Source organism: Stutzerimonas tianxiuensis (genome assembly GCF_053470365.1).
In genome coordinates this window covers 24,403-43,627 of record NZ_JBPVWS010000013.1, presented here as the reverse complement: position 1 = coordinate 43,627, position 19,225 = coordinate 24,403, and the positions used below count along the sequence as shown (strand labels likewise).

The 19,225-nt window shown below is 63.4% G+C and carries 19 protein-coding genes and 1 pseudogene; 8 read left to right on the top strand and 12 right to left on the bottom strand.

Features of this window, described 5'->3' with window-relative positions; genetic code table 11:
- Positions 1 to 62: 62 nt before the first annotated feature.
- Positions 63 to 350, bottom strand: coding sequence for a PA4642 family protein (locus tag ACSSNI_RS16420; protein WP_200638550.1), 288 nt, complete (start codon positions 348 to 350; stop codon positions 63 to 65).
- 194 nt (positions 351 to 544) lie between these two features.
- Here ACSSNI_RS16420 and dauA point away from each other — a divergent pair, with 194 nt between their 5' ends.
- On the top strand, positions 545 to 2,263 hold the full coding sequence (dauA, locus tag ACSSNI_RS16415) for a C4-dicarboxylic acid transporter DauA (RefSeq protein WP_200638549.1): 1,719 nt from the start codon (positions 545 to 547) through the stop codon (positions 2,261 to 2,263).
- A 63-nt stretch (positions 2,264 to 2,326) separates the two neighbouring features.
- Here the strand turns inward: dauA and ACSSNI_RS16410 are convergent, their stop codons facing one another.
- From ACSSNI_RS16410 to ACSSNI_RS16360, 11 genes are all read right to left on the bottom strand, one after another.
- Entirely contained in the window at positions 2,327 to 3,238 is a 912-nt protein-coding gene (locus tag ACSSNI_RS16410) for an SDR family oxidoreductase (RefSeq protein ID WP_102835626.1), read from the bottom strand.
- 133 nt (positions 3,239 to 3,371) lie between these two features.
- Positions 3,372 to 4,322 carry an alpha/beta fold hydrolase gene (locus ACSSNI_RS16405; RefSeq protein ID WP_200638541.1) on the bottom strand — a complete coding sequence of 317 codons (951 nt, stop codon included), beginning with the start codon at positions 4,320 to 4,322 and terminating at the stop codon, positions 3,372 to 3,374.
- Between the two features lie 110 nt (positions 4,323 to 4,432).
- Positions 4,433 to 5,491, bottom strand: coding sequence for a protein-glutamate methylesterase/protein-glutamine glutaminase (locus ACSSNI_RS16400; protein WP_200638539.1), 1,059 nt, complete (start codon positions 5,489 to 5,491; stop codon positions 4,433 to 4,435).
- Complete coding sequence (locus tag ACSSNI_RS16395; RefSeq protein WP_200638537.1) at positions 5,488 to 5,967, bottom strand: chemotaxis protein CheD; 480 nt, start codon at positions 5,965 to 5,967, stop codon at positions 5,488 to 5,490. The genes ACSSNI_RS16400 and ACSSNI_RS16395 overlap by 4 nt, the downstream gene beginning before the upstream one ends.
- Complete coding sequence (locus ACSSNI_RS16390) at positions 5,964 to 6,770, bottom strand: CheR family methyltransferase (protein ID WP_200638529.1); 807 nt, start codon at positions 6,768 to 6,770, stop codon at positions 5,964 to 5,966. The genes ACSSNI_RS16395 and ACSSNI_RS16390 overlap by 4 nt, the downstream gene beginning before the upstream one ends.
- 2 nt (positions 6,771 to 6,772) lie before the next feature.
- Positions 6,773 to 7,288 carry a chemotaxis protein CheW gene (locus tag ACSSNI_RS16385; protein ID WP_200638527.1) on the bottom strand — a complete coding sequence of 172 codons (516 nt, stop codon included), beginning with the start codon at positions 7,286 to 7,288 and terminating at the stop codon, positions 6,773 to 6,775.
- Positions 7,289 to 7,298: 10 nt separating this feature from the next.
- Positions 7,299 to 8,945: a methyl-accepting chemotaxis protein gene (locus ACSSNI_RS16380; RefSeq protein ID WP_200638525.1), complete on the bottom strand. Its 1,647-nt coding sequence runs from the start codon at positions 8,943 to 8,945 to the stop codon at positions 7,299 to 7,301.
- A 12-nt stretch (positions 8,946 to 8,957) separates the two neighbouring features.
- Positions 8,958 to 11,186: a chemotaxis protein CheA gene (locus ACSSNI_RS16375; protein ID WP_200638523.1), complete on the bottom strand. Its 2,229-nt coding sequence runs from the start codon at positions 11,184 to 11,186 to the stop codon at positions 8,958 to 8,960.
- Positions 11,187 to 11,198: 12 nt separating this feature from the next.
- A complete protein-coding gene (locus ACSSNI_RS16370) occupies positions 11,199 to 11,522 on the bottom strand; it encodes an STAS domain-containing protein (RefSeq protein ID WP_200638521.1) in 324 nt (107 codons plus the stop codon).
- A 1-nt stretch (position 11,523) separates the two neighbouring features.
- The gene (locus ACSSNI_RS16365; protein ID WP_021205875.1) at positions 11,524 to 11,889 is read right to left on the bottom strand and encodes a response regulator; all 366 of its coding nucleotides are present in this window, start codon (positions 11,887 to 11,889) and stop codon (positions 11,524 to 11,526) included.
- Between the two features lie 18 nt (positions 11,890 to 11,907).
- Positions 11,908 to 12,990, bottom strand: coding sequence for a methyl-accepting chemotaxis protein (locus tag ACSSNI_RS16360; RefSeq protein ID WP_200638519.1), 1,083 nt, complete (start codon positions 12,988 to 12,990; stop codon positions 11,908 to 11,910).
- Between the two features lie 291 nt (positions 12,991 to 13,281).
- Between ACSSNI_RS16360 and ACSSNI_RS16355 the strand changes: the two genes are divergently transcribed.
- The 7 genes and pseudogenes from ACSSNI_RS16355 (at position 13,282) to ACSSNI_RS16325 (ending at position 19,210) form a co-directional block, all read left to right on the top strand.
- Entirely contained in the window at positions 13,282 to 14,655 is a 1,374-nt protein-coding gene (locus ACSSNI_RS16355; protein WP_200638518.1) for a sensor histidine kinase, read from the top strand.
- Positions 14,652 to 15,302, top strand: coding sequence for a response regulator (locus tag ACSSNI_RS16350; RefSeq protein ID WP_102835621.1), 651 nt, complete (start codon positions 14,652 to 14,654; stop codon positions 15,300 to 15,302). The genes ACSSNI_RS16355 and ACSSNI_RS16350 overlap by 4 nt, the downstream gene beginning before the upstream one ends.
- A 257-nt stretch (positions 15,303 to 15,559) precedes the next feature.
- Positions 15,560 to 15,829 (top strand): hypothetical protein, encoded by a 270-nt coding sequence (locus ACSSNI_RS16345; protein WP_200638517.1) that lies wholly within the window; start codon positions 15,560 to 15,562, stop codon positions 15,827 to 15,829.
- Positions 15,830 to 15,890: 61 nt separating this feature from the next.
- Positions 15,891 to 16,479 (top strand): annotated as a pseudogene (locus ACSSNI_RS16340) (LOG family protein).
- Between the two features lie 475 nt (positions 16,480 to 16,954).
- Entirely contained in the window at positions 16,955 to 17,437 is a 483-nt protein-coding gene (locus ACSSNI_RS16335; RefSeq protein WP_200639754.1) for a DUF2726 domain-containing protein, read from the top strand.
- 159 nt (positions 17,438 to 17,596) lie between these two features.
- Positions 17,597 to 18,619, top strand: a complete 1,023-nt coding sequence (locus ACSSNI_RS16330; protein ID WP_200638516.1) for a DUF5924 family protein — start codon at positions 17,597 to 17,599, stop codon at positions 18,617 to 18,619.
- Between the two features lie 63 nt (positions 18,620 to 18,682).
- Positions 18,683 to 19,210, top strand: coding sequence for an MgtC/SapB family protein (locus ACSSNI_RS16325; protein ID WP_102835619.1), 528 nt, complete (start codon positions 18,683 to 18,685; stop codon positions 19,208 to 19,210).
- The last annotated feature ends 15 nt before the right edge of the window (positions 19,211 to 19,225 follow it).

The following is a 19,225-nucleotide window of genomic DNA, read 5'->3' as shown; positions in this document are numbered from 1 at the left end:
TCTATTGCGGCTGCTGGTTGCTCAGCCAGGTCATGCTTGAAGCTCGACGGTTACAGACGAACTCAGCCGCGCGCGGCCTTGATCAGCTCGATATAGGGCTCGGCCTGGCGCTGATCCGCGATCAAGGCAACGAAGTCTTGCCCCTGGGCATCCTTCGCATTCAGGTCGTATCCCGCTTCGACAAAGAATCCGAGAAAACGCTCGAAATCATCGACGCGCAAACCGCGATAAGCCTTGATCAGCTTGTGCAACGAAGGCGGCGTGTCGTCAGCCGGTTCCGGCTCGAGAAACAATTTGATCGACTCGTCGCTGACTTCCTCGCCGATCACCTTCTTCTTGTCTTTACGCATGGTTTCTCCGGTTCGACGGGGCCTTTCGGGGGCGGCAGTTTACTCTGCGAGAACGACGCACTCAACGCGCCAGAGGCCGATAAGACCAAGGTCGTACACGAAAATCCGCGATTTGACCCCGATGTTGCACTCCTACAGGCCCAGCGCTATTGCCAGTGCTTATACTGCCGCTTTGCGCACATGGAGTGTCTGGGATGAAGCTTCCGCCGTTGTTCGCTGCCTGGCGTCAAACCCTGCGTTCGGGCTATGGAGTCCCGGCACTGCGCGGCGATGTCACCGCCGGCTTAACGGTCGGGATCATCGCCATCCCCTTGGCCATGGCACTGGCAATTGCGGTAGGTGTAGCGCCACAGCACGGCCTGTACACGGTGCTGGTTGCTGCACCATTGATCGCCTTGACGGGCGGGTCGCGGTTCAACGTGTCCGGTCCAACCGCAGCCTTTGTGGTCATCCTGTTGCCCATCACCCAGCAGTTCGGCCTCGGCGGGCTGCTGCTCTGCACCATGCTCGCCGGGCTGATCCTGATCCTGCTCGGCCTGTTGCGCGCCGGCAGACTGATAGCGTTCGTGCCCTACCCGGTCACGCTGGGTTTCACTGCGGGCATCGGCATCGTCATCGCGACCCTCCAGCTCAAGGATATGCTCGGACTGAGCTTGAGCGAACAGCCTCAACATTACGTCGAACAACTCAGCCTGCTGGTGAGTGCGCTGCCCAGTGCCCAATGGGGAGACGCCCTTGTCGGCCTGATCAGCCTTGGCGTGCTCATCGTCTGGCCGCGCCTGGTGCCCAAGGTACCGGGCCATCTGATCGCCCTCGTTGTTGGCGCACTGGCGGCCATGGCGCTGGAGTCGGTCGGACTGACCGTCGCCACGCTTGGCGAACGTTTCAGCTACGTGGTCGATGATGTGCAGTATCCCGGCATCCCACCATTTCTTCCGGATTTTGCATGGCCATGGCTGTTGCCTGGCCCTGACGGCCAACCGCTGGTGCTGAGCTTCGAGCTGTTTCACCAACTGTTGGCGCCAGCCTTCGCCATCGCCATGCTCGGTGCCATCGAGTCCTTGCTCTGCGCGGTGGTGGCCGATGGCATGGGCGGTGGCAACCACGATCCGAACGCCGAGCTTCTTGGTCAAGGCCTCGGCAATTTAGTCGCCCCGTTGTTTGGCGGCATCACGGCGACCGCCGCCATTGCTCGCACCGCCACCAACGTGCGCGCCGGCGCCTTCTCACCACTGGCGGCTATCATTCATGCCGGCGTGGTGCTGGTGGCGATTCTCTGGCTGGCACCGCTGTTCAGTTACCTGCCGATGGCTGCCCTGGCAGCGCTGCTGTTAATGGTGGCCTGGAACATGAGCGAAGCACCCCACATCGTCAAAACTCTGCGCATAGCACCGCGCAGCGATGTGCTGGTGCTGCTGACCTGCCTGAGCCTGACGGTCCTGTTCGACATGGTGCTGGCGGTGGGCGTGGGTTTGCTGCTCGCGGCCGGGCTGTTCATCAAACGCATGAGCGAGCTGACCGATACCACACCTCTTAACCTTGGGCAGAGCCCGATGCTCAAGGACCTGCCCGAGCACGTCGCCGCTTACGCGATTCGTGGCCCGCTGTTCTTCGGCGCCGCCGAAAAGGCCTTGAGCGTGCTGCGAAAATTCAATCCAGAGGTGAAGGTTGTCATTGTCGACATCAGCGGCGTGCCGATGATGGACATGACCGCCCTGGCTGCGCTGGAAAACGTCCTACTGGACTACCGCAAGCAGGGCATTGCATTGATTCTGTCCGGGAGTAATGCGCGATTGCGGCTCAAGCTGCGCCGCGCCGGCATTCACGCGCTCGAAGGACAGCTGTATCACGTGAGAGATCTGGGACAGGCCCGGGCCAAGGCCTTGCGCCTGTTACCCGAGCCAGCCGTCTGAGGGAAAAAAGCCGCTTGAGCTGAAGCGTGAAACGCTTATGCAGCTCGAGCGGCCACCGGTGGTTTAACCGGCGTGCTTTTGCAGGTTGGCCATCATTTCCTTCAGCGCTTCCATGTTGTCGGCCGGATGCGCTGCATTCTCGAAGTCGCAGATCTGCTGCCAGCTGGCGGCAACATCCTCGGCATCAAAGCCCTTCTTCGGATCGAAACCGGCACCCAGGCTGCGCTCCCAGCGCACCTTGCCCATCCAGCCGCCACCGACCTCGAACAGGCCGGAGGTTTCCTGGCATTGTTCGCTGGCGAGAAAGACCACCAGCGGGCTGACCAGCTCAGGCTTGAGCTGCTCGAAGACCTGCGGCGGGATCAGCCCCTCGGTCATGCGCGTGCCACCAGTCGGCGCAATGGCATTGACCAGGATGTTGTTCTTGCGACCTTCCAGGGCCAGCGTGCGGGTCAGGCCGTACAGGCCCAGCTTGGCCATGCCGTAGTTGGATTGACCGAAGTTGCCGTAGATACCGGAGGTCGACGCGGTGAAGATCACCCGACCGTAGCCCTGCTCGCGCATGTGCGGCCACGCGGCGCGGGTCACCTTGTAGGCGCCCTCGACGTGTACGCGGTAGACCAGATCCCAGTCCGCGTCTTCCATCTTGTGGAAGGTCTTGTCGCGCAGGATGCCGGCGTTGTTCACCACCACGTCGATGCGGCCGAAGCTGTCCAGCGCATGCTGGACGATCTTCTCACCGTCGGTCACAGAGTCATGATTGGCCACCGCAGTACCGCCGGCCTGACGGATTTCCTCGACAACGCGATCAGCAGCCGAGGCGTTGGCCCCTTCGCCCTGGGCACTGCCGCCCAGGTCATTGACCACGACCTTGGCGCCATGACGGGCGAACAGCAGTGCGTGGGCACGGCCAAGGCCGCCACCAGCACCGGTCACGATGACCACCTTGTCTTCGAAGCGAATGGCGTCACTCATGGAAATTCCTCCAGCGGATTATTGTTGGATGCATTGCAAAGTCTGTGGCGAGTGTCGGCGACGCCACAGCCGGCCACAATCAAACGGCCGTGAATGAATGCCCGAACATAAGGCTGCAGGATGATTGATAGCGTCAGGGCTGTGGCAGGAACGCGCGGATTGCTTCAGCGACTCGCGACGGAGCCTCCTCCTGCGGTACATGGCCGAGGTCCTCGAACATGACCAACTCACTGCCAGCGATATCACGCTGGAAGCGGCGCGCATTGAGCGGCGGAATCAAGCCGTCGCGCCCACCCCAGATGATCAGGGTCGGGGTCTGGATGGATGCGATTCGCTCCGTGTTATCAACGGCCGGCACCTGCTTGAAGCGTTCGCGCAGGGCCTCACGATTGCCTTCACGCAAGGTCAGCTCGTAGTAGCGGTCGACCAGCTCCGGCGTCACCTGGTCGGGATCGCCATAGACGCTGCGCGTGCTGGACTCGACCAGCCGGCGCGGGAGGATGTTGGCCATCAGCGGCGCCAGCCCCGGAATGCCGGCAAGCTTGAAACCGATGGGCACCGACGTCGATTGACGGGGGTAGCCTGCCGCATCGATCAGCACCAGTTGCTCGACACGCTTCGGCTGGTCCAGCGCCATTTCCCAGGCGAGCTGGCCACCGAAACTGTTGCCGATGAGCACTGCACGTTCGACGTTCAGCCTGTCCAGCAAGGTCGAGAGAAACTCGACGTAGTGACTCATGCGGTAATTGCCGTCGGGAAAGGGGCCGGTCAAACCGAACCCCGGCAGGTCCAGGCTGATCACCCGCCGCTGCGGCTTCAGCTCCTCGACCACGCCTTCCCAGGTATGCAGGCTCGCGGAGGTGCCGTGCAGCAGCACCAGCGGAACGGGATCGTCACGCCGCCCCTCGTCGCGAACGTGCACCTGCATGCCGGATATCTCGATGAATCTGGACGGCTCCGGTGCCCAGCGTTCGGTCAGGCTTTCGACCGACCGTGGCGGCGCCCAGCTGAGTGCCACCAGCACCGCCACGGCCAGGACAAGCAATACCACTAAAGCTGCCACGAGTTGCAGAACGATTTTCACCCGGTTGTCCTTGTTTGCAGAATGCGTCCGTGATCTTAGGCGGAGCCACTTCACGCGGCAAAGTAGCCCTCTGATCAGCACAGCGGTGTTTCTGCCAATCGCAACGGCCTTCACGCAAGCGGTGCCCGAGCATAGTCGGTGATCAGCCGCGGCAGGTTCTCCAGCGACTCAGTGCACTGCGCCGCACCCAGCTGCAAGGCTTCCTTGGGCATACCGAACACGACACAGCTGGCTTCGTCCTGGGCGACCGTACGCGCCCCAGCTTCGCGCATGGCCAGCAGCCCACGGGCGCCGTCGTCGCCCATCCCGGTCATGATCACGCCCAAGGCGTTATGCCCGGCATGGCGGGCGACTGAGCGAAACAGCACATCCACCGACGGCTTGTGCCGGTTGACCGGCGGGCCATCGAGCACCTCAACAAAGTATTGCGCGCCACTGCGCTTGAGCTGCATGTGTTTCCCGCCCGGCGCCACCAGCGCCAGCCCGGAGCGAACCCGATCCAGATGGCGGGCTTCGCGCACTTCGATCTGACAGAGGCTGTCGAGACGCTGGGCGAACGCGGCGGTGAATTTCTCCGGCATGTGCTGGACGATGACGATGCCCGGCGAGTCGACGCGCAGCTGTTTGAGTACCAGCTCCAGCGCTTGAGTGCCACCGGTCGAGGTACCCAGCGCGACGACCCGGTCGGTGGTGGTCAGGGCACTGCTGCCAGCCGGCTCCGCCGAACGCGACTGGGCCGTAATTGTGGGGGTGCGGACCGCCGCTACCCGCGGCCGGGTCGCGGCGGCCTGCTGGATCTGTTTGATCAAGTCACTTGAGAGCTGCAGTAAGCTGTCTTTGAGACCGAGCCGCGCTTTGGTGAAGACGCCGACGGCGCCCGCCGCGAAGGCTTCAAGCGTGATGGCCGCGCCCGCCTCGGTCAGCGTCGAGCAGATGATGGTCGGCGTCGGCCGCTCGGCCATCAGTTTGCGTAGAAAGGTAATGCCATCCATGCGCGGCATCTCGACATCGAGCACCAGCACATCGGGCCAGTTGCGCTGCATCTTTTCCAGCGCGAACAGCGGATCGGCGGCCTGCCCGATCACCTCGATGTTCGGGTGGTTTTCCAGGCACGCGGACAACACCTGTCGCACCAGCGCCGAGTCATCGACGATAAAGACCTTGATCATGCGGTGCCCTCCAGCAATTGAGGGGGAGTGAAGGACTGGCAGATCAGGCGCCCGTCCCGGCCGTCGGCCGTCAACCGCCGATAACCCAGGCCACCTAGATCTTGCTCGTCAGCGCTCCAACCGAGCAGCGCGAATTGCTCTCGGGCAAAAGCGATGTTCATGCGCCCGATCTGGACGGTGCCGTGCCTGCCCGGCTGCAGGCAGGAGCCGCCGCCGTAGAGACCTTTGCGATACTCACCCGGCGCAGTGCGGTGACGAGCCATGTCCTGCTGCAGACGGACAAACACTGCCTCACCGCTACGCGTGTCGTCCCGCTCAAAGGCGCCACCGGGCACCACGAAATGGCTCACGGCAAGCAGCCGACGCCGGGGATGCCAAAGCACGACGGCCACGCACGAGCCGAGCAGCGTCACCACCGGCTCGGGATGCTGGCCGAACAGGTATTCACCCGGCATGAGAAAACGGGGCGCGGTCATAGACGCTGAAACACCGAAGCCGCGACGCTGCGCAACGGCAGACCGAAGCCATGCAGGCTTTCGGCATGACCGATGAACAGCAAGCCACCCGCACGCAGGCGCTGGATCAGGCGGGCCACGATGGCGCGCTTGTCCTCGGCATTGAAATAGATGAGTACGTTGCGCAGAAAGATTACGTCGTAGCTGCCGATGTCGTCGGGTAATGGCCGCATCAGATTGAGTTCACGAAAGCGCACCCGCTCGCGCAAACCCTGGGCGAGGCGAAAAGCCCCTTCGTGGTCACCGATACCGCGCAGGCAATGGCGCTTCAGCCAGCCGGGCGGAAAATTGCTCGCCTCATCCAGCGGATAGATCGCGGCCTCGGCCTTTTCCAACACCGTGCGACTGAGGTCGCTGCCGAGGATCGACCAGTCAGCCGGCCCATGCTCGGCCAGCACCATGGCCAGGGTGTACGGCTCCTCGCCTGACGAGCAGGCGGCGCTCCAGATGCGCAGCGGCTCGCGCCGGCCGTCCAGCCAGCGGGCAAGAAACTGGAAATGCTGCGGTTCGCGGAAAAAGTAGGTTTCGTTGGTGGTCAGCAGGTCGATCACCAGCCGCTGCTCGGCCTGCTTCGTCGGGTCCTTGAGCAGCAACAGGTAGTCGCGGTAGCTGCTCAGGTTCAGCGCGCGCAATCGGCGCATCAGACGGCCGGCCACCAACGGCCGCTTGCTGTCGCTCAAGTGGATACCAGACGCCTCGACCATCAGCTGCTGCAGGAAGCGGAACTCCTGCTCGCCCAGCACCGGCAGGCTCGACGTCGGCATGCTCAACTCGCCTGCGCCATCGCCTGGCTGATCTGCAGGATGTCATCCAGCGACAACACCTTGCGCACGTCCAGAATGATGGTGAAGCCGCGCTCGTCACGCGCCATGCCAGCGATGAATTCGGTACGGATTCCAGCGCCGAATGCCGGTGCGGGTTCGACATCGGCGGCCTGGATGTCCAGTACCGCGTCGACTGCATCGACCACCAGGCCGATGCGTTGCAGCGAATCGTTCAGCTCCAGCTCGATGATGACGATGCAGGTCCGCTTGCCCGGTAGCGTGCGCTCCATACCGAAGCGTGCGGCCAGGTCCAGCACCGGCACGACGTTGCCGCGCAGGTTGATCACGCCGTGGATGCACGCCGGCATCATCGGCACACCGGTGATCTGCCCGTACTCGATGATCTCGCGCACCAGCTCGATGGGCAGCGCGTAGCGTGCCTGGCGCACCCGGAACGACAGGTGCTGGATGTCAGCCGGCGCGGCGCTGGCGGCGCCGCTTACCTGTGGAAGATTCATCTTCGCCCCCTTAGGTGAAGCTGACGAACTGGCCGTCGTCGGCCATGACGGACGGCTTGCGGATGCTGCGCACCGAGCGATTGCTGGGCTTGGCGCTGGGAGCCGCTGGCTGGCGACCGAGGCCCTGAGCCGCGACATCGCGTGCATCGAGCCGGAAGAAGCTGATCAGTTCCAGCAGCTGCGAGGCCTGGGCGTTCATCTCCTCGGAGGTGGCCGCCAGCTCCTCGGACGCCGAGGCGTTCTGCTGGGTGATCTGATTCATCTGGCCCATGGCGATGTTGATCTGCCCGGCGCCGGTGCTCTGCTCTTGCGAAGCGGCAGTGATTTCCTGCACCAGGTCCGAGGTCTTCTGAATGTTCGGCACGATGTCGTCGAGCAGGCGACCGGCCTGCTCGGCCAGCTCCACGCTGCTGCCGGCCACGCCGCCGATTTCCTGCGCGGCCACCTGGCTACGCTCGGCCAGCTTGCGCACCTCGGCGGCCACCACCGCGAAACCCTTGCCATGATCACCGGCACGCGCCGCTTCGATGGCCGCGTTGAGCGCCAGCAGGTTGGTCTGGTAGGCGATGTCGTCGATGATGCCGATCTTGTCGGCGATCTGTTTCATGGCCACGACCATGTCACGTACCGCGCGGCCGCCGGCCACCGCATCATTGGCGGCTTTGCCGGCAATGCTGTCTGTGATCTTGGCGCTTTCGGTGTTCTGCGCGATCGATGCGGACATCTGTTCGACCGAGGCGGTGGTTTCCTCGACGCCGGCCGCCTGCTCGCTGGCCGCCTGGCTCAGCGATTGCGAGGTGGCACTGACTTCCTCGGACGCCGAAGACAGCGAGTCGGCCGCACTGCGCACGTCGCCCATGACGCTGCGCAGGCGCTCGGTCATGTTTTTCATGGCGCTGAGCAGTTGGCCGGTCTCGTCCTTGCTGTCGACTTCAACTTCGATGCCCAGGTCGCCGGCGGCAAGGGAATCGGCCACCGACACCGCGCGGTTCAGCGGCCGGGTGATGCTGCGGGTCACCAGGATGCCGATGCCGAAGCCCAGTACGGCGGCGATAATCACCAGACCGATCATCTGGGTACGCGAGCCAAGGTAGATGCCGGTGATCTGCTCATTGGCTTGCTTGGCATTGGTGACCTTGCGCTCGACCAGGGCGGTCAGCAGATCGTCCGCCTTGTTTCCAGTCTCACGCAGTTTCGGCAGCATCACGGTCAGCTCGTCGGCCGGGCGCACCTCGCTGGAGGCCTCGCGCAGCTTGAGGGCCTGCTCCACGGTCTGCACATAGGTGGCCATCGGCTCACTAAGCGACTCGAACTGGGCGATGCCTTCGGGGGTCACGAAGCTCGAGCGGGTCATCTCGATGTACTCGTACATCTTCTTGATCGCATCGCGCGTCTGGCGAATGGCGAAATCCCGCTCTTCCAGGCTCGTAGCCAGCAGGCTCGAACGCAGGCCGCGGCCGATGTAGATCAGCTGCACATTGGCCGACTGGATGTTGTTCAGCGCCGTCATATCGCGTGAATACATCTGGTCGGACAGCTCGTTGACCTGGGCCAGGTTACGAATGCCCAGCAGGCCCACGGCGACGGTGAGCGCCACCACCACCAGGAAACCCGCAATCAGGCGCGCCCCTATCTTGAAGTTACCGAACATTTTCATGGGTGTTTCTCCTTACTGGCCTGCGAGGTCCTGGCGGGATTGGCTGATGCGCTGGGCAGCAGGATTCGCGTCGACGTGGTTTTGCAGGTAACGGAACAGGCTGGGAATATCCAGGATCAGGGCGACCTGCCCGGTTCCCAGAATGGTGGAGCCACCAATGCCTTGCAGGTGCTGGAACAGCTGCCCGAGGGGCTTGATGACGGTTTGCAGTTCACCGTGAAGGTGATCGACGATCAGCCCGGCCTGTTGCCGGCCCTGGCTGACGACAATGATGTTGCGGCGCTTGCCGTGGCTTTCCGGCAGGTTGAAGTGCGCCGCCAGCGACAGGCACGGCAGCGGTTTGCCGCGCAGGTTGAGGTAACCGTAGGCGCCCGAACTCAGTTGTTCGGCGTCCATTTCCAGACACTCGGTGACCATGTCCAGCGGGATGACGAAATAGTCATCGCCGAGGCTGACAAGGAAGCCGTCGATGATCGCCAGCGTCAGCGGCAGGCGGATGCGGAAGGTGCAGCCCTGCCCTTCTCGCGAGTCGATCTCGATGGTGCCGCGCAAGGCATCGATGGCGCTGCGCACCACGTCCAGCCCCACGCCGCGACCGGACAGGTCGGACACGCTTTCGGCGGTGGAGAAGCCGGCGGCGAAGATCAGCGCCTGGATGTCCTGCTCGGGCAGGTTCGCCTGGGCGTCGATGAGCCCGCGGGCGATGGCCTTTTCGCGAATGCGCGCCGTGTTCAGGCCACGGCCGTCATCGGCGACTTCGATCACGATCATCCCCGACTCGTGATAGGCGTCCAGGCGCAGGTGGCCCTCGACGGATTTGCCAGCGGCGATCCGGCCCTCGGCCGACTCGATGCCATGGTCGATGGCGTTGCGCACCAGATGCGTCAAGGGATCGGCCAGCTTGTCGATGACCGCCTTGTCGAGTTCGGTGTCGGCACCGCGGATTTCCAGGCGGATGTCCTTGCCCAGCTGCTGGCTGACGTCGCGCACCACGCGCTGGAAGCGGTTGAAGGTGTCGCCGATCTCGATCATGCGCAGCTTCAGCGCGGCCTCGCGGATCAGCTCGACGTGCTGGTTGACCGTCTGGGTGCTCTCGATGCAGTTGGCATCGCCGTGCGAGCGGGCGCGCAGCTGCGCACCGGCGGCGCTGATGACCAGCTCGCCGACCAGATTGATCAGCTCGTCCAGCTTGTTGGCCGCCACGCGGATCTGGCTGTTTTCCTGGCCGCGCTTCTCCCGCGCCACCTGCTGCTTGGCCAGCGCGGCGTTGACCGCCTGTGGCGCGATCAATCCCTCGTTGACCAGTACGGCGCCCAGCGGCGGCTTGAGTTCGGTGGTCTCGGCCGCCTGTAGGGCCAGCCCCTCTTCGAGCTCACGCTCGGTCAGCAGGCCACTGGCAACGAGAATGCGGCCGATCTGCGCGTCGGTTTCCGGCAGGTCGTGGATCAGTTGCAGGTAATCTTCCAGCTCACTGGACGGCGGCAGGATGCGCAGGGTGCAGAAATCCTCGATGAACTCGAAGACTTCCTCGATCTCGGCCTTGCCGGCCGGCGTGCACAGCGCAATCTCCAAGCCCAGGTAGCAGCTCTCAGGCTGCAACTCCGCCAGCGACGGCAGCGACTCGCTGACCGTCTGCAGGTGCAGGATGTCGCCCAGACGGCTCAGAAAGCGAACGAACGAGCTGGGTTCGAAGCCGTTACGCAGCAGATCAGGGTGAAAACGCAACGAGATGTGCCAGGCGCCATCGGCCTCGCATGTGCTGCAACGCTCCAGTCGCCCGCGGCTGCTGCAACTGTCCTCGGGCAGCATGACGACCGGAATCTGCTGCGCCTGGGGCGCCGCGTCGGTGCAGCTGGCGAGTTCGGCCAGCAGCGGCTGCTGGCGGCTGTCGTCGACCAGCAGCTCGCCCTTGTCGGTGTCGATCAGCTCGATCATCGCGCTGATTTCATCCAGGCAGCGCAGCATCAGCGAGATCAGCGTCGGCGAGAGGCTCTGAGCACCGTCACGCACCGCCATCAGCAGATTTTCAAGGTGATGGGTGAAGCCCACCAGCGGCCCCAGCGAAAACAGCCCGGCCGATCCCTTGAGGGTGTGCATCGCGCGGAACAGCCCGTTGATAGCCTCTTCGTCGGTGGGGCACTCGTCGAGCAGCAGCAGGTACTCTTCGGCCTGCTTGGCCAGGTCGCGGGCCTCTTCGACAAAGCTCAGCAGCAGCTGGCTCCATTGTTCGCCATCAAGCATCACGGTTTCCTTTCAGCGATGGGCCAGTAGGACGTCGGGGTACAGAGTTTCCAGTCGCAACAGCTCGAGCACCTCGGTCACCGCCGCGGCCGGCCCCTGCACCTTCAAACTGCCGCCGGCCGCCTCGAAATGACGCTGGGTCGCGAGCAGCAGCTGCGCCCCGGCGGTATCGAGTTCTTCCAGCGCTTCGAGGTCGAGCAGGCAGGGGCTCGCATCCGTCTTGGTCAGCATGCTCAGCAAGGTCGCGTGAGCCTGGCCGACCTCGTAGATCGTCAGGCTGCCGGTCAGGCGAAGCCGGGCCGGCTCGACGCTGCGGTCATAGGTGATTTCGAGCATCTCAGCCGACCAGCTTGTCGACAGCGGTCAGCAGTTGCTGCGGCTGGAAGGGCTTGACGATCCAGGCCTTGGCGCCGGCCGCCTGGCCTTCGGCCTTCTTGCCCTGCTCGCTTTCGGTGGTGAGCATGACAATAGGCGTGAAACGGTAGGCCGCGTTGGCCTTGACCGCCTTCACCAGGCCGATGCCATCGAGGTTCGGCATGTTCACGTCGCTGATGATCAGGTTGATCTTCTGCCCGTTGAGCTTGGTCAGTGCGTCCTTGCCATCGACCGCCTCGATGACCTGATGGCCGGCGCCGGTGAGGGTCATCTTCACCAGCTGGCGCATGGAGAGCGAGTCGTCGACGATGAGAATGGTCTTGGCCATGTGATGCTCCTTGTTGAATCAGAAAAAGGTCACGTCGTCGCCGGAGCTCTTGCTACGGGTCTTGCCGTGGCGCTCCTCGTCGGTGGTGAAGTGCTGGTGCAGCTCGCGTAGCCAGCGCTGCGGATCGCGCACCCGGTCGTCGCCGGCACGCACAGCCTGGTCGAGGCGCTGCATGTCGTGCTGCAGGTGATCGAGCATCTGGTCGGTGCGATCTTGGAATTGCAGGCTGACAACGATTTCCTCGATGGTCGCCTGGGTAACGCGGGTCTCCTGCTGCAGCTGCAGCGAGGTGACCGAGAGTTCGTTGAGGCTCTGTCCCAACCCCTGCATGACGTCGCCCGCCACGCTGTCGAGGTAGCTGAGGTTGTCGCGCTCGCGGGTGGTCAGTTCGCCGGCCGCGGTCACAGTGGCGCGGATCGCCTGGTTGATCTCGCTGACCTTGTTGCCCATCTGCTGGCCGGTCTCGGCTGACAGCGTCGACAGCTTGCGCACCTCGTCGGCGACCACCGAGAAACCGCGGCCGTAGTCGCCGGCACGGGCCGCTTCAATGGCGGCATTGAGCGCGAGCAGGTTGGTCTGGCTGGCAATGTCCTGCACGTGCTTGGCCATCGACTGCAGCTCAGCAGCATAGCCGTTGAGATCGGCAATGGTGCCCAGCAGCTCAGCCTTGCGGCCGCTGGCGGCATGGAACGCCGAGGTCACTTCGTTCAAGCGGTTCTGTGCCTGACGCAGGCTGCTGGCCATACCATCGCCGCCGATCACGTTGTCCGACTTGCTCAGGGTCTGGCTGAGCCGATCCGACAATCCAGCAAAATGCTCGAACAGCTGGCGCACGCTGTTTTGCTGGATGTCGCGCACTTGCCCGAGGTTCTTGTCCCAGGTTGGTAACACGGCATTGAGCAGCGGCTCGACCGCCGGGGCGGCAGCCGGCGCTGCGACCACTGGCTCGGAGTTGATCGCCGCGCGAGACGCTCGCGGCTTTAGAAAGACTGCCGCGGCCACGCAGACAGCGCTGCCCGTGCCAGCGATCCAGGGCGAGCCCAGTGCCAGGCCAGCGAGCCCGGTGGCGATTCCAATCCAGAGTGCAGGGTAGGCAAACACAGTGCGGCCTCGCAGGGCAGAGTCGAATGACCGGCACGATAGGCAGCCGCCATCAACGGCGGTATCAGGCAAAACCCTAGGCGGCCCTAGGGTGTCCTAAGGTGTCGGAGCCCTAAAGTTTCCGCCGCCGCTGCCGGGGCATGCATACACCGCCTTACGTCATCATCCGGCTGCACGTTTGCGAGGAACTGCGCGCGGACTAGGCTGAATAGAGCGCTCGCGCAGAAAAACAGCTACCCCTGGAGGCGCCGCACACAGCGGCACCCATCGACCACAGGTAACAGTTCTCAAATGACGGAGCGTGTATCGGACATTGCTGACCGGCTGGGCCCTTCCCCGCAGCTGTTGCGCTGGATGCCCTGGGCCATCGCTACGCTGCATGCGGCTTTTGTGCTGCTGGGCGGCTTGTTGATGGGTGCTCAGCCCTCGGTGGCCATCGTCTGGAGCTTGCTGGCGCTGCTGTTGTCTTCGGCGCTGTGGTGGCTGGCCATCCAGGTCATGCTCCGTTCGATGCGGGCGCAACAGCCAGCTGTCGCCGGAGCTGCAAGCACCCGCGATGCGGACGTTGCTCCTTCGCCGCCAGCCGAGCCGACCGGCACCTATTCGCCGCGGATCTACGAACGGATGGTCGCCAGCCTGCCCGACGGCGTGGTGATCATTCGCAGCGGACAGGTCCGCTTCTGCAATGCGGCGGCCGGCAGCCTGTTCGATCCGAAAGGCGAGGCTCCCTCGGTCACTGGCGAATGGCAGCCCTACATTGCCCCGCATCTGCGGGCACGCGAAACCGAGCGACTGGACCGCCTGCAGTGCGGCGTTATCAGCCCGCTGTGCTTTCGACACGTCATCCTGCTGCGCGTCGACGGCACCCCGTTTCAGGCCGAAGTATGCGAGCTGCTACTGGAAAACGACGGGTACCATGATGTGCTGCTGCTGTTGCGTGACATCAGCGAATCGGAGCGAATGCAGCGCGAGCTGGAACAGGCCAACCAGCGGCTGCAACATCTGTCGCAGCGGCTGATGGAGGTGCAGGAAAGCCAGCGCCGCCAGCTCGCCCGCGACCTGCATGACGACATCGGCCAGCAGCTGACCGCCCTCAAGCTGCACCTGCAGCGGCTGCGCTTGTCATTGGCCCATGAACCGGCGCTGGCCAAGCTGGCCGGCCAGCTCAGTGATGCCGCCGACGAGGCGCTGGGCAAGGTTCGCAGCCTGTCGCTGGCACTGCATCCCCTGCAGCTCGAGACGCTCGGGTTGCAGGCTGCCGTGCAGTGGCATCTGTCGCGCTTCCTCGAAGCTGCGCACACCCGTTGGTCGCTTAAGCTCGAGGGCAAAACGGTCGACCTTTCTCCCGATGTCGCCCTGGTGGCGTTCCGCATCGTTCAGGAAGCGGTGAACAACGTTGCCCGCCATGCCTGCGCCGGCCGTGTGGACGTGCTCATCTGCCGCACAGACGATGCCCTGCGCGTCGAAATCATTGATGACGGCGTCGGCTTCGACGTTCGAGCGGCTCGCACACGCGCTCAAAGTCTGGGCCTGACCAGCATGGAGGAACGCGCCGCGGCGTTGAGTGGAGAATTGAACATAGCCAGCCTCAGCGGGGTCGGCACACGGGTAACCATGCAGCTGCCGATCGCAGCAGCATGTCCGCATACTGGAGTAAAGGCATGAAACGGGTAGCACTGATCGACGATCATGGACTGGTCAGAGCGGGCCTGCGGGCGCTGGTGCAGGACCAGCCGGGATACGAGGTGGTGGCCGAAGGGGCCGACGGCAGCGAGGTGCACGGCATTCTTTCCCGCCTCAAGCCAGACATCCTGCTGCTGGACATCAGCATGAAGCACATGAGTGGCCTGGACGCCCTGCGTCAGTGGCGCACAGAGTTCCCGGACGTACAGATTCTGATCCTGTCGATGCACACCACGCCGGACTACGTCTTGCAGGCGCTGCGCCTGGGCGCCAGCGGTTACCTGCTCAAGGACGCCGCCGCGCAGGAACTTGAGCTGGCACTGAGGGCGCTGTCGCGCAACGAGTCCTACCTCAGCCCCGGCATCGCGCAGACCGTCATCCAGTCGGCGGTGATCGAAGGCGGCCAGCGCGCCGAGCCTGCTGCCGCGCAGCTGACGCCACGCCAGATCGAAATCCTGCGGCTGATTGTGCGCGGCGTGTCGACCCGTGAGATTGCGAGCGGCCTGGGCCTGAGCGTGAAGACTGTCGATGCGCACCGGGCGCAGATCATGGATCGGCTCAAGCTGCGCGACGTGCCTTCGCTGGTTCTGTATGCGCTGCGCAAGGGCCTGGTGAGCGAAGAGGACTGAGCCGGTGGCAACGCCAGCAGCCCAGTTGAAAGGTCTAAAAAGGCGCGGCGGGCCGATTGGTTAATTTTCAGCCAACCCGCCGCATGCCACGCGGGGCGCGGCCTGGCGTTTCGTTTCCCCACGTTATCCACAGAGCGCCCCACAAGAATACTGAACAACTCACAGCGGCATTTCGACGTGTCAGAGGAAGCGAACAGTCAAGGGAAAATGCCCTTCGAACAATCACTTATAGCCGGATCGCCATTACTGGTCAGTAATTGATCAGTTACCGCAACGCCAATGCATTCGCGGCGTCCAGACATTCACCAATAGGTTATCCACAGAAAGCTGCACAGCCGCCGGGGATAAGTATTCTCCAAGCTATCGAAGCGATCAGGAAAACCTACAAGGCGGCTCCCCGCGACACGCTTAGGCTTGTCTTCACACCCCAAGGAGCCGCCGCCATGTCCAGCCTGGAAATGATTCAGACCCTGTTTGCCAACTATGCGCTGGGAATCAGCGGTGCCTGCATTGGCGAGCCCTGCTGAGACTTGGCCAGGCGGGACCATGGCGTTACGCTGCCTGCCGTTCAACCTGACGGAGTCGATGATGTCCCTGCGTTCGATATGCGTGTTCTGCGGCGCCAGTACTGGCCATGATCCCAATCTACCGGGAGGCGGCCGAGAATTTGGGCCGGACGTTGGCCGAACGCGGCATCCGGCTGGTCTACGGCGGCGGTGCGGTCGGCCTGATGGGGGTGGTAGCCGATGCCGCGATGGCCGCCGGCGGTGAGGTCATCGGCATTATTCCCCAGAGCCTCAAGGACGCCGAGGTGGGCCACACCGGACTGACACGGCTGGAGGTGGTCGACGGCATGCATGCGCGCAAGGCGCGGATGGCCGAGCTCTCGGATGCCTTCATTGCCCTTCCGGGAGGCCTCGGCACGCTCGAAGAGCTGTTCGAGGTCTGGACCTGGGGCCAGTTGGGCTACCACGGCAAACCGCTTGGCCTGCTCGACACGAATCAGTTCTACAGCAAGCTCAGCCACTTTCTCGACCATCTAGTGGACGAGGGCTTCGTCAAGGCTCCACACCGCGGCATGCTCCAGCGCAGCGACTCGCCCGAGGCGTTGCTGAAGCTCCTCCACGACTGGCAGCCGAGCGCCGAGACGCGCTGGGGCAAGCGCGCACCGGCGTAAGTGCTCGCCGTCCGGCCTGTACAGAAAACAACCAGATCTGTGCAGGCGGCGTGCTTCGTGGCTTACAATGGGTTCGCCGATGGTTATCCACAGCACTCTCCACAGTAACCGGGGATAACTGGAAGAAACCCACCAGGCGATGCGGCAAACATGCCCAAAAAGCCTTGCACAACCTTTGCTGCCGTGCCGTCTTACAGGCCACAAGCGGTTCGGTTAAAAAACGAACAAACCGCTGCAAGCCTCGTGATTCATGGCGTACAGCCTTCAACCCAAAGCTTATCCACAGAACGCCTAACAGATATCCGGGATAACCTCATCAGCAGAAAGCTGCACCCGCGCCAACAACGAACTTCCCTGGGGACAACGCCTCCAATCGCATAGGCCTACTCAAGGAACCTCTCATGTTGTCCCGGTTTGCTGCTGTCATCCCGCTCCCTCATTCAACTCGCCTGTTGATGTCGGTGCCGCTCCAATGATGAGCTTCCTCGCTATGGTGTTGGCGGCTTTCGTCTGCTTTGCGCTGGTCTTTTTCATCAAGCAACGACAGTACAACCATCCAGCCCTGCGCCTCCCCTACGCGCTGAAGCAGCCGCTGTTCCAACCCAGCGAACGCGAGCTGCTAGAGCTGTTGCAGGCGGCGATGGGCGAGCGTTTCGTCATCCTTGCCAAGGTGCGCCTGGCGGACGTCGTCGACGTGACCGCCATCCCGCGCCGTTCGCACTGGTACCGGGCAGTCAACCGCATCTCGGCGGCCCGCTTCGATTTTCTGCTGTGCGACAGGACGACACTGGAGCCGCAATGCGCCATCGAAATGGAACCGGCAAACGCGGCCAACACCTTCGTCGATGAACTGTGTCAGACCATCGGCCTGCCGCTGGTTCGCCTGTCGGCAGAAACGGCTCGCGCCTATGACCGGCTGTGTGCCGCCGTCGAGCAGGCCATTGGAACTCGGCCATAGGCAGCTAGGCACGCCACGACCGGCCGCAGGGAGCTGTGATTATTCGGCTCGCCGGTGATCGAATCGCGGCGGTTTTCGCGCGACAATCGCAGGGCAGCGGTTCTACATAATTGCCATTGCCGCGCCCTTTCCCGGAGACACCCCGCTCGTGAGCACCCCATGCTGTTGAAAGCCCGCCTGCAGGCGCTGTTCGGGCTTGCTTCTCGTCTGATAAGCCGTTACCCCGGCACCTTTGCACTGTTCGGTTTCTGCTCGGGCCTGGCCAGTTTCGTGCTGGTTGAGCGCCAGGCCGGGTTAGCCAAGTTCATCGCCGCGCTGATGTTGGTCAGCTGGCTCTGGCTGATGCTGGAAAAAAGTCTGCGCACCGGCCTGGAACGTCGCTTCGGCTGGAAGGTGCCGCCGCCGCTGCTGCGCTACGTGACGCAGATGGTGCACCAGGAAAGCCTGTTCTTCATCATTCCCTTCTTCTTTATCACCACCACCTGGAACAGCGGCCAGGCCGCATTCACCGTGCTGCTGGGCGTGGCAGCGCTGGTCTCGCTGGTTGACCCGCTCTATTACAAGTGGCTGGCGCCGCGACGCTGGGTCTACCTGGCTTTCCACGCGCTGACACTGTTCGCCGTTCTGCTGACTGCGCTGCCGATCATCTTTCACCTGTCGACACCGCAGAGCTACATCTGGGCGTTGGGCATCGCCGTGGTGCTGGCCCTGCCGAGTCTCGGCGGGTTGTTCACCTCATGGAACTGGAAAAGCGTGCTGGGAATACTGTCGCTCGCCGCCGTGGTCGGCCTGGCCGGCTGGCTGGGACGCACCTGGGTGCCGCCGGCGACGCTCTGGCTGACGGATGTCGCAGTGACCATGACCCTCGACGATGAGTCGCGCAAGCCTGGCAATCGCCTGCGAGAACTGACCAGCCAACAGCTGCATGGCAATGGCCTCTACGCGTTTACCGCGATCAACGCGCCGCGCGGCCTGAAAGAGCGCATCTATCATGAGTGGACACACAACGGACGACGAGTCGATCGTATTCCCCTGGAGATCAGTGGCGGCCGGGATGCCGGCTACCGCGCATGGACTCACAAGCGCAACTTCCCCGCGCAGGCCCAAGGTAAATGGCGCATACGGGTGATGACCGAGGCCGGCCAGATGATCGGCATGCTGCGCTTCGAGGTCGTCGAGTGAACCGCTGAAGCCAGGCGGCACTCGAACGGCAAAGGGCGTCCGCTACTGGCAAGGGAGAAATGCATGGAATGGTGGGACATTTTGAGCCGCACCGTCGCCTCGGAATTCTCCGACATCCCTGACTTCGAACATGCGATTCGCGTCACCGTACGGCTGGTTCTGGCCGCGTTTCTGGGGGGTGTGCTCGGCTACGAACGGGAATACAAGGGCAAGGCTGCCGGCCTGCGAACCCACATGCTGGTGTCGCTCGGCGCTGCCCTCTTCGTGCTGGTGCCCCTCGAAGCAGGAATGCCCATCGAGGACCTCTCACGCGTCATGCAGGGCATTGTCACCGGCATTGGCTTTCTTGGCGCCGGTACTATTCTCAAGGGAAGCTCGGTTCAGGACGTCAAAGGCCTCACCACCGCCGCCGGCATCTGGCTGACCGCCGCCATCGGGGTTGCCACGGGGCTGGGTCACGAATCCACCGCGGTGATGACCACGGCCTTCGCACTGGTGATCTTTTTGCTGATGCCTCGCCTGGAACAGCATGCGGCGCATAGATCGGCCGGTGCCGAAAAGAAGGGGCGTGATCAGGATGACGCCCCATGACAACCGCCTGCAGCT

Excerpts from the sequence above, each read along its gene's own strand:
- ACSSNI_RS16400 (WP_200638539.1), bottom strand. The coding sequence starts at position 5,491 with ATGATCAAGGTCTTTATCGTCGATGACTCGGCGCTGGTGCGACAGGTG.
- dauA (WP_200638549.1), top strand. The coding sequence starts at position 545 with ATGAAGCTTCCGCCGTTGTTCGCTGCCTGGCGTCAAACCCTGCGTTCG.
- ACSSNI_RS16370 (WP_200638521.1), bottom strand. The coding sequence starts at position 11,522 with ATGCTCGAAATCACCTATGACCGCAGCGTCGAGCCGGCCCGGCTTCGC.
- ACSSNI_RS16420 (WP_200638550.1), bottom strand. The coding sequence starts at position 350 with ATGCGTAAAGACAAGAAGAAGGTGATCGGCGAGGAAGTCAGCGACGAG.
- ACSSNI_RS16410 (WP_102835626.1), bottom strand. The coding sequence starts at position 3,238 with ATGAGTGACGCCATTCGCTTCGAAGACAAGGTGGTCATCGTGACCGGT.
- ACSSNI_RS16335 (WP_200639754.1), top strand. The coding sequence starts at position 16,955 with ATGAGCTTCCTCGCTATGGTGTTGGCGGCTTTCGTCTGCTTTGCGCTG.
- ACSSNI_RS16350 (WP_102835621.1), top strand. The coding sequence starts at position 14,652 with ATGAAACGGGTAGCACTGATCGACGATCATGGACTGGTCAGAGCGGGC.
- ACSSNI_RS16325 (WP_102835619.1), top strand. The coding sequence starts at position 18,683 with ATGGAATGGTGGGACATTTTGAGCCGCACCGTCGCCTCGGAATTCTCC.
- ACSSNI_RS16385 (WP_200638527.1), bottom strand. The coding sequence starts at position 7,288 with ATGAATCTTCCACAGGTAAGCGGCGCCGCCAGCGCCGCGCCGGCTGAC.
- ACSSNI_RS16380 (WP_200638525.1), bottom strand. The coding sequence starts at position 8,945 with ATGAAAATGTTCGGTAACTTCAAGATAGGGGCGCGCCTGATTGCGGGT.
- ACSSNI_RS16375 (WP_200638523.1), bottom strand. The coding sequence starts at position 11,186 with ATGCTTGATGGCGAACAATGGAGCCAGCTGCTGCTGAGCTTTGTCGAA.
- ACSSNI_RS16390 (WP_200638529.1), bottom strand. The coding sequence starts at position 6,770 with ATGCCGACGTCGAGCCTGCCGGTGCTGGGCGAGCAGGAGTTCCGCTTC.
- ACSSNI_RS16330 (WP_200638516.1), top strand. The coding sequence starts at position 17,597 with ATGCTGTTGAAAGCCCGCCTGCAGGCGCTGTTCGGGCTTGCTTCTCGT.
- ACSSNI_RS16365 (WP_021205875.1), bottom strand. The coding sequence starts at position 11,889 with ATGGCCAAGACCATTCTCATCGTCGACGACTCGCTCTCCATGCGCCAG.
- ACSSNI_RS16395 (WP_200638537.1), bottom strand. The coding sequence starts at position 5,967 with ATGACCGCGCCCCGTTTTCTCATGCCGGGTGAATACCTGTTCGGCCAG.
- ACSSNI_RS16355 (WP_200638518.1), top strand. The coding sequence starts at position 13,282 with ATGACGGAGCGTGTATCGGACATTGCTGACCGGCTGGGCCCTTCCCCG.